This is a genomic window from Mycolicibacillus koreensis (assembly GCF_002104795.1).
GTDB classification, from domain to species: Bacteria; Actinomycetota; Actinomycetes; order Mycobacteriales; family Mycobacteriaceae; genus Mycobacterium; species Mycobacterium koreense.
This window is the reverse complement of record NZ_NCXO01000078.1, coordinates 1-9,284: the sequence shown is the minus strand read 5'-3', so window position 1 is coordinate 9,284 and position 9,284 is coordinate 1. Positions and strand designations below refer to the sequence as shown.

Sequence of the window (9,284 nt, the reverse complement as noted above, 5' to 3'; positions counted from 1 at the left end):
GGGTTGGGGTGTGCGGGGTTACCTGACGGTGGGGTTCTGGTCGGCCTTACGGAGTCCGTCGGCCTCCAGAACGACCAGGCGGAAGACCGACCAGAAACCGAGTAGAAGACGGGACGGAATCCGCCCTGAAGGTCGCCCGTAAGGTCGAACAATTTCCGACCGACCTCGACGAGGCGGCTGGAGTACCCGTAAACCCCGAGGTAAGGATGTGCTTTCGGGGTGTACGGGGGTAGCCCTCTCCGAGTCGCACGGATCAGAGAACGGCCCCACCGACCCCGAAAACCTCAGCCCGTCACCCGCCCGTGCGGGTCGGTGTGGTGGGTCTGGAAACGGGGATCAGACGGCGGCGAGGGCTCGGGACTGGTCGGGATGGTCGAGCTGGCGGGCAGCCCCCAAGACCTTGGCAACCACGTCGCGGTGGACGCCGTGATCCGAGGCAATACGGTTCAGGGCAGCCCCGTCGGCGTCGGCGGCGAGGATGAGCGCGATGTCGTCCGCGTCGAGCTTCCGAGCTACCCGCGCCGCGTGGACCTGCTCCGCAAGGTCGCGGAGTTCAGGCGTCGCGGTCGCGGGAACGGTCGCGGTCGCGTCTGCGGTTCGCGGGGTCCCGTCGCGGTTCGCGGTCGCGGTCGGAGCTGCGATTCGCGGTTCAGGCTCACGTTTCGCGGTCGCGGTTTCCGCGTTTCGCCTGGTAATCGCGCTCCGCCCGTCGCGGGTCGCGGCGCTGACCGATGCGGGCTGCGCGGCAGTTGGCGGTGCGGTCGCCGCAACCCCCGCCTTCATCCGCGCCCACGCGGGTGCGGTTTTCACGAGTCCGCGCGTCGCGGCGAGGATGGACAGGTCGATGGTGACGGGGGCGAGGACGGCGAGCTGCGGCAGCACTCCGACCATCACGGTGAACGAGTACAACTCATGGGCACTCCACCCGAACGCTGCGGCCACGATCCCCCAGGTGATGGTTTTCACCGCGCGGTCCTGCTCCGCTCCCTGCATCTGCTCCAGGGTCGGCAGAGCCTCGACGGCCAACATCAGCAGGACTGGGGGAACCGCCGCCCAGCCGATCCCGAGCCACTGGGTAGGTCCAGGCGGGAGGGTGAGCGCGGCCTTCCCGACGTTGCCGATGACCGAGAGCGCGGTCGCGGCCACCAACCACAGGATGATGCGTCGGCGGTTCCGCCGCATCGTCTCGAAGGCGGCGCGGTACCACATCTCCTGGAGCTCCGCCTCCTGGCGCTGGGCCTTCGTCAGCTTGCTCATGGGTTCCATCCTGATCGTTCCGTCCGTCATCTCCGCCCTCCCCGACCGTCACGTCCCACTACGCAGCACCCGTCCTCGTGGCTGTCTCGACGACTTCCATCAGGTCGGCGAAACCCGACCCACGACGGACATCGACCGACATGCGGCGGACGGCAGAGACCGCCTCGGCGGCGTAGCCGACCGAGACGAGCCACGACCCCGAGGACCGCCGTCCAGGGTTAGGTCGCCAGTAGCGGGAGAAGCGCGGCAGGTCGGTTTTCATGTAGTTCGTCAGCTCGGGGATGTAACCCTCGGGGGTCACCGAGAGTCGGTGGGTGTCACGGTCGAGGGAAAGCCAGACAATCGGTCGGTACGGAGTGAAGCTGGGACTGGAGTAGTCGGCGTAGTAGGTCATGCTGCGCTCCTCGCTGGCGCTCGGACATGAACCGACGAGGCATGCTCGTACAGATCAACGAACAGGTTCGGTACCCCGATATAGAGGTCGTCGTGTGTTCTCGCGCCCGAGTCACAGACGGCGATCTGGTACCCCGCGACCGCAGCCGCGATGACCAACTCCCCGACTCCGACGTGCCCGATTTCGGGATGGCGCATGGTCACCCACTCGGAGACGTGGTGGTCTTTCACCGAGTCCTGGTCGGTGATCTCGGTGACGGCGGGAAGCCTGGTGATCAGACAGTCCACGAGTTCCCGAATCCGCTCCACGGAGACCGATTCGAGCTCCCGTCGGCGGTGGAGAAAATGGGAGGGAGCAAGGTTCATCACACCACCCGTCGAGAGGTCGGACATGTCAACGAGCACCTCGTCAACCTTCTGTTGAGTGATCCGAGGTCGAGTCGGCCAGTACGACTCGGGGTTTCCAAACGGCGTCCTCCAGCCCGCTCGGCGGGCGCGCTCGGACTCAATCAGAAAAGGTGGGATGTCGACCGTCGGGGTGCCGTCAAGGTGACGGATCGTGAAGCCCGCGAGCACGCAAACGATGGTGGTTTCGAGGTCGTCGAGAGGACGACCCGCTGCGTCGTCGATCCAGGGGCGGAGAACCTCGACGGGCGTGGTCTGCGGGACGGACTCGACGGTTGTGGTCACGGGGAAGCGTGACGACAGGTAGAACGCGGCGGCGGTGATCGGGTCGCGGTCGTGGTCGCCCCAGTGGTCGCGGAGGGCTCGGATTGAGGTGTTGGGATTGACGGTTGACTCCAGGATTCGGAGACAGAGGTCGGTGTCGTCGAGGCTCCAGGTGGGGTCGATGTCAGTGAACTCGGCACGGAGGAAGGAACTCATCGAGTGCCTCCCTGCCGCTTGGGAAGGCCCTTGCGGGGGGTATATCGGCCGGACGCTTTTACGGTGGGTCGGGGTGGCGCGGGAGTCGAGAACCGTCGGGGTGCTTCCTCGCCGTCGGAGGTCGAGGTGGCTGGGGCGGGCACCGACACGAGGGGCTCGGGGGTCTCGTCCTGCTCGTCGTCCTCGGGCTCGTCAAACAGGATGGAGGCCAACGAGCCAACGTCCTGCTGACTTGTCCAGTCGACCTGAGGTTTGATGACGAGGTTCGACACACGGTCTCGGGTTCGGTTCCTCTGATCCAACAGAACTCCGGGTACGTTCTCCAGCGCCTTGCGGAACGTCGAGAGCTGCATCTCCGATCCCCGCTCGAATTCAACCCGTTTCAAAAAGGCGCTGTGGAGCTCGGTGAGCGTCGCGCAGGCGTTGATGGGCCATTTTCCTCGACTGTCACCCTCGACCGTGACGACCTGACGAGGTGGGAGGGGGAGAACAGTTTTCGTATCACTCACGGTGGTGCAGCAGTTGTGGACGAAACCACCAACCCTGTCCGTGTCGGCGGCGAAGTGTCCGTAGACGGCGGGGTGAATCTGTAACCACCGACGGTCACGAGTGACGTGAGACTGGTACGCCCGCACCCAGCGGGCGAAAATCCCCTCAAGCTCCTTGTAGAGCTTGTCGTCCAACGTCTTGTCCTCCCGACCCGCGAACGACTTTGGAAATGCGATGGGTCGGATGCGGTTCAGATACGGCTCGGCGTCGTCGACCCGAACCGTCGGAAGCTGGTTGGCGGTGATGTAGAACTGCGCGCGGTTCACGAATGCGAACATCTGACCAAACTTCTTGTCCGACTGGATCGGATCGTCGCCTGTGACTTGCTTGAAGGGCGCAAGATCGTTGATGTGTTTGGCCGACATGTCGCCAGCGATGCACGCCGCCTTTCCGTACAGTTCGGCTGAGGCGTGTTTGTGGTCCGAGAGCTGTTGGAGGGTAACGGCGGCGACGATGCTCGACCCTGGGTTGCACTGCCGACCGTCGAGCAGCCAGCGGACGAGCTTGGTAGCCGTCGACTTTCCCGACCGCGACTTACCGAACAGGAACGGCACGTGGTCGGGCACGCTTGTCGGGCAGACGATCTGGCACATCGACTCCTCGAAAACCTCGATCTGGTGTGGCCCGATGCTCGACTCCAGCCACCGCTCGTAGGTGGGGCAGGTGGCTTTGGGGTTCCATTTGATGTGGAGTTTGTAGAGCGACTTGTATTTCGGGTCGTGGGGGAAGAGACGCCCCGTCACGGCATCGAGCATCCCGTTCTCGACTGGCAGGAGCGAGCTGCTCGGAGTGGCGGGCAGGATCAGGTCATACTCCTGGCACAACGCGCGGATGTGCTCCTTGACGGTCGCCAGGACAGTTGAGGACATTTTGTTCCCGAGGTATCTGCGAACCTCGGCTTGGAGCACCGCATCGCCTCGCTGGAAATACCCCGAGGAGTAGACACGGATTTCGCCCGCTGCGTCGACATGGACAGGTCGCACACCGCCGACGATGGCAACCGACACGTCCGACGGGAGGACCGAGCCCGACTCGGGATCACACCACGGAGACGGGTCGATGGGGTCACTCTCGATGCGCCTCATCCGATCCAGGGCGGAGAGGTCCGACGCTTCCTCAGCGGCGAACGCGGCGGCGGCACGCTCGGCGGCTTTGCGCCGACCCTCCTCGATCTGCTCGGGGGTCAGGCCGTTCCCACCCTTGCCCTTCTTCTGCTCGGGGCGGCGGTCGGCAGGCTTCTTGTTCTCCTGGGTGCGATCCAGGAGGCGGACCCACGAAGCGGCGCGGCGCTCGGGCGGCAGGGCGGCGAAAACGTCGTCCAGTCCCGACTTCCCTCCGCCAGGAACTCGCATGAATCGAGTTGTCTTAGAGTTGGACAGCGCCTCGGCGAGGTAGGCCGCGCCGTCATAGACCGCGCGGTTGTGCGCCGCGTCGGCGTCCATACAGATGATCATGTCGCGGTCATCAGCCAGCGACACCAGGTCGAGGCTCGGAGACCATTCACCCTCCGACCAGGACGTGCAACTCGGGAGCCCGACGATCCAGGTGTCGGTGTCACCGACCTCGGCGGACAGTGACGCTGCGGTCATCGACTTCTTGTGTCCCTCGACGAGAAGGAGCTTGCCCTCCTCGGAGCCCTGACGGATCACACCGTAGGTGGGCACGGCCCCTTTGAGGAACTGATATTTCCCCTCGCCTGGGGCGGGAGTGTCAGGTCGGTACTGGAACTGCGGGTGTCCGTCGAGGTCGGTCCACACGAAGATCACGCCGCACGGTTCGGATTTCAGGTGAGACCACGGGGTCTCACCGTTGACCACCAGATCGTCGGAGGAGCGAACCGACCGCACCAGGTCGGGGTGCTCGTCGAAGAACTCCTCGGTGAGACCACACTCCTGAGTCAGACGCTCGCGGTCGTCATCGAGGAGGGGCTGTCCAGGGAGGGACTGAACGTCCCCCGTGTCGTCACGGTCGGTAGTCCCTGGGTCTGGTGTTACAGTGGGGTTGTCGGACATCCGACACCTTTCTCAATGGTGGAGACGGAATCTTCGTTTGGTCGCGGGGTTCCGTCTCTACTGCTGTCTGGGGGTTATCCGTTGGCGGAGAGGGTCTCGCCGAGCTCCTCACCGCACATCCAGGCGTCGAGGCACGAGATCGGGTAGTACACCAACCTGCCCCGCTTCACGTAGGCAGGACCTTCGCCTCGGAATCGTTTCCTCGCGAGCGACGCCTCGGACAGGCCCACGTACTGCGCTGCCTGTCGCGGGCGCAGCGCCGTCGGGCTCGGCATCACGCTGGTCATCGCTCCTCCTGGTGATAATCGCCTGTATTTATCTGGACGTATCCACAACGTAGCAGATGTGATGTGATTGTGTCCACTGATTGACTGGAGATTTTCTCATCATCGCCGTAGGCTGAGGGCGTGCATGACGAGGAAATCGGTCGCTACCTGCGGCAATCCCGAGAATCTCGGCAGATGACCGCCAAACAGCTCGCAGACGCTTTGGGGCTCGATCCGTCGGCGTACTCTCGCGTCGAGCTGGGCAAACGAGGGCTCAAAGCAAGCGAATTGGTGGCTGCCGCCGACATGCTCGGTATGAGCATCGACGACCTCGTTCATCGTCGCGACGGGCGAGCCGTCGAGGCGTGGCGGCAAGCCCAATCAGCGGCGGTCGTGGCGGCGGCGGGCGTGGCGACCTTGGCTCAAAGGCTAGACGACCTGGCTCGGGTACAAGACCTTCCTCCAGGGCTCGTCGGCGAGTTGTTGGGGGACGACGGCGTGGTGGTTCATGTCCAGAGCGACTCGGAGGTAGTTGAATCTCGGCTTCGGGAGCTCCTAGCGCTGGTCGTCGTCCGCCCGGCTCCTACTCGTCTCGATGAGGCCCTTCCCGCCGAGTAGTTGTGAGGGGCTGAAACATCACGCGCATCATTCGTCACGTGAACCTCATAAATCGACTCAAGTCACACAAAGCGGGCAATTCGGGCAACTTTTCAAAAGTTGCTCTTTAGGGATTTTTTCGTGTCTCATGCCCGACCAGCGGTGATAGAGGGAAAAAATCGGCCTATAGATAGGTTTTGAAAAGTTGCCCGAATTGCCCGCGACCCACCCTGTCGATGTCCCCTACCCACCTCGCGGGCCAGGCTCGGCGCGTCGAGAGTCCTCGGGTACACCCGACCTCCGCCCCGTGCCCAGCTACGGAATTCTCGGGTGCTACGCGCTGGCGTCGGAGGATAGAGAGAGTGAGCGCGGAGGATGGTCAGATGGTCTCTTCGGTTTCTTTCGCCCAGTACGGGACATAGCGCATGTGCCTGCGACTTGCGTTCGGGTCATCGGGGACGATTAGCTTTGCATCCAACGCATCGCGGATGTACGTCGAGACGGTCGACGTATGCGCCTCCGACATGCGAAACCGTTCGCGCAGAGACTTGTTCGTGAGCTGCTCCCTGCTCACCATTCGCAGGCACGCATGTAGGTAGACGGCTCTCAGGCGTTCCTCCGGTGTCATGTCTCGTACCGATTTCGGACCATGCACCGTAACTACCGTGTGGTTTGCGATGACCCGAACATCAGGAGCAGGGAGCTGGTGATATTCGATGGCGAAGCCGATCCTGTCCCACCCGCTGCCGCGTTCCTCGCAAATCTTGCAGCGCCGCAGCATGGTGGCGAGCTTCTCGTTCCGTGATCGCGGGGGCGCGTTAATGAACATTTGTGGAGAAATGAGTGGTTCACCAGGGTTGGTGACTTCCAGACGGTTGTCGTAAATTTCGATGAGGGGTCCACTGCCCGTCACCGATAGGTCTTGGTGGGCGAGCGCATTGGCTATCAGCTCACGGACCGCTAACTGCGGATACGCATGCACCTCGTCGCGGAGCGCCTCGTCTATACGCTCCGTGCGGGGGAGTAGGTCATTAACGAAGCCGACGAGCCCTTGGAATCCACTCGCGTAGCCCCTTCGACCCTCAACCTCGCGTTCGGCAATGGCTTTCGTGAGTCCCTGGTACTTGATGACCCTCGCTGCCTTGCGTTCGATGTATGGGAACTGGCGGAGGTCGTTGGCGAATAGCAACGCACCTAGGTTTGTGACGCTGAACTTCGCCGTCGCGGCTTCCTCGATGAGTTTGTCAGCGAGGAAGTTCTCCAGGATATCGGCAGTCGGTGGCACCTGTGATCCTTGGAGGCCGTAATAGCTCTCGTAGTCGAGTGCTTGCATCAGCGAGCCGGTGTCCATCGGTGCCGATGCCAACTGGACTTCGTAGGGCGTGGCATCGAGAGCTCGCCAGAGCTGGCGGTGCAGGGTCGGGTGCTCACTGAGCTTCTTGGTGTATGTGCCGACGCGGATGTACGCCTCACCGATGAACTGCACGGGGGCGTGGCTCGCTGCTTGGATTTCGAGAATCACTACACGGCGTCCCTCGATCTCCCCAACGTGCAGCGTCATCTCGGGCGCAGGGTCGAGAGCGCGGTGCAACCAGGGGATGAGGTCTTCGTTGCCCTTGGCTTTGGCCGTGTAGGGATCGAAGGTCGTTCCCACGATGTCGTGGGGCTGATCTGCAATACCCCAGACGAGGTATCCGCGTGGGCGCTGATGCAGCGCAGCAGAGTTGGCAAGACCCGAAATCCGCGTACCGATCGTTTTAGGATCGCCCAGGTTCTGCTTGAACTCGATCCACTCGGTCTCGGTGGGGCGGTCGATGAGCTGGTGAACCATGCCCGAGAACTCGTCAGGGCTCAGAGTCCCACTATGCACGCACTTCTCCGATTCGTTTGCCGACCTTCCTGCATCCTCACTCGCTGAGGAGAAGGTCCTGTTTCACCTTAAATGGAAAGCCGCAGGTCACGAGGATGATCTTCGCATCCATCGGCTACAAACTTAAATGAAATGCCGCCGACCTGCGGCTTAGCCGATATCCGTAGTGACCGTCCTAGGCGGCGAGGTTAGGTCGGGTCCCGCCGTGGGACCGCCACCCAGCCTCCCGCCGCCTAGCACACGGTCCGCACGACGCCCCCATCGTCAATCCGCCCGCCAGCTCGGCGGCACTCGCCGCCGCCCGTTCGGTCACTCCTGCGAAGCCGTAGCCAACAATAACTGGGTGACGGCTTCCACGATCCTGGCTTCGATACCGGTTTCCGCCAGGTGTTCCCGAATCAACCTCCGCGCCGCCTGGAAGCGGCGTACACCGCTCACGTCGACTGTTGCAGCAGCCTCTTCAGCTTCCTTGCCCAAGGTAGCGAGGTCGACGTGTAGAGACTGCCTGTTGTCGTAAGTTGGGAAAGGGACTGCAAAGACATTCTTATCGAAGTGCCGAGCGCCGTATAGACCTATAGCTTGCAATGGCTTGACCTCAGACAACAGCGGAGCAGAATTGAGGATTGCAGTCAAATAGTGCGCCTCAGCTTCCACCATCACAGGCATCCAATAGAGGCTGTGGTCGATTATGGCATCGGGCTCTCGGATGATTGCCGCTGCCAGAACGGTGCCCGTCTTTGTGAAGGCGATGCGGACGGGTGCTATCGGGAACTGCGCTGCAAGCTGTCCGTGGTGATCGAGCCGCTCCAGGAATGGACGCGACTCAGATTTTGCCTTGTACTTAGCCCAACTTTCTTCGGCAGTGGACCACCAGGCGGATAGCCCGTCGTGAAATTCAATCTCGTCTGAGGTCAGTATTCCCTTGTCCGTGACAGGCAACACTGCTTCGCGCGGTTCTATGACACGGAAGGGCAGCACGGACTCTCCGAGATACACCCTTCGAACGAACCTGCTCTCAACATTTCCTGCGAGCGGCTCGCACGCGGCCCACGGCTCGTGGACACTCCGTAGCGACACCACCGAACGTCGCCCAGCTCCTGCCCCAAATGGTCCTGACGGACCTTCTTTTACGTACGTCAGCACGAGAGGATAGATGATTGCCCCATCACGAAACCGCTCTTTATATGGCGACTCAGGCACAACCACCCCGTGATCCAGTACCGCGACACGCGACTCACTGACGCTGATGTGTTCGGCGGCTACCGACCACGGCATGTCAGCTCGGGGCAGACGGCCAACCCAGGCAAGGGTTTCGGTGGGCATCTTGCCAGGGGTCTCCGCAAGCCTGCCGTGAACAACGCACGCTGTCATCGGGAACTGAACCGCACTGGGTTCGGTGGAGGCTCGGACTATTGGATTCCGGCCAGGGCTTGGCCGGTCCGGGTGTCAGCGTAG

8 protein-coding genes are annotated in these 9,284 nt (G+C 62.6%); 1 reads left to right on the top strand and 7 read right to left on the bottom strand.

The window, feature by feature from the left end:
* Window positions 1–336 precede the first annotated feature (336 nt).
* From B8W67_RS19535 to B8W67_RS19515, 5 genes are all read right to left on the bottom strand, one after another.
* Entirely contained in the window at window positions 337–1,257 is a 921-nt protein-coding gene (locus B8W67_RS19535) for a hypothetical protein (RefSeq protein ID WP_133056161.1), read from the bottom strand.
* Between the two features lie 58 nt (window positions 1,258–1,315).
* Window positions 1,316–1,651 carry a hypothetical protein gene (locus B8W67_RS19530; RefSeq protein WP_085305818.1) on the bottom strand — a complete coding sequence of 112 codons (336 nt, stop codon included), beginning with the start codon at window positions 1,649–1,651 and terminating at the stop codon, window positions 1,316–1,318.
* The gene (locus B8W67_RS19525) at window positions 1,648–2,535 is read right to left on the bottom strand and encodes a hypothetical protein (RefSeq protein WP_085305816.1); all 888 of its coding nucleotides are present in this window, start codon (window positions 2,533–2,535) and stop codon (window positions 1,648–1,650) included. Before B8W67_RS19525 ends, B8W67_RS19530 begins: the two co-directional genes overlap by 4 nt.
* Window positions 2,532–5,096: a phage/plasmid primase, P4 family gene (locus tag B8W67_RS19520; RefSeq protein WP_085305814.1), complete on the bottom strand. Its 2,565-nt coding sequence runs from the start codon at window positions 5,094–5,096 to the stop codon at window positions 2,532–2,534. Before B8W67_RS19520 ends, B8W67_RS19525 begins: the two co-directional genes overlap by 4 nt.
* A 74-nt stretch (window positions 5,097–5,170) precedes the next feature.
* The gene (locus tag B8W67_RS19515) at window positions 5,171–5,383 is read right to left on the bottom strand and encodes a helix-turn-helix transcriptional regulator (RefSeq protein WP_085305812.1); all 213 of its coding nucleotides are present in this window, start codon (window positions 5,381–5,383) and stop codon (window positions 5,171–5,173) included.
* A 120-nt stretch (window positions 5,384–5,503) separates the two neighbouring features.
* Here B8W67_RS19515 and B8W67_RS19510 point away from each other — a divergent pair, with 120 nt between their 5' ends.
* On the top strand, window positions 5,504–5,980 hold the full coding sequence (locus B8W67_RS19510) for a helix-turn-helix domain-containing protein (RefSeq protein WP_109561847.1): 477 nt from the start codon (window positions 5,504–5,506) through the stop codon (window positions 5,978–5,980).
* A 358-nt stretch (window positions 5,981–6,338) separates the two neighbouring features.
* Here the strand turns inward: B8W67_RS19510 and B8W67_RS19505 are convergent, their stop codons facing one another.
* Both B8W67_RS19505 and B8W67_RS19500 read right to left on the bottom strand, forming a co-directional pair.
* Complete coding sequence (locus tag B8W67_RS19505) at window positions 6,339–7,790, bottom strand: ATP-binding protein (RefSeq protein ID WP_085305808.1); 1,452 nt, start codon at window positions 7,788–7,790, stop codon at window positions 6,339–6,341.
* 348 nt (window positions 7,791–8,138) lie between these two features.
* Window positions 8,139–8,807: a hypothetical protein gene (locus tag B8W67_RS19500; protein WP_133056160.1), complete on the bottom strand. Its 669-nt coding sequence runs from the start codon at window positions 8,805–8,807 to the stop codon at window positions 8,139–8,141.
* Between the last annotated feature and the right edge of the window lie 477 nt (window positions 8,808–9,284).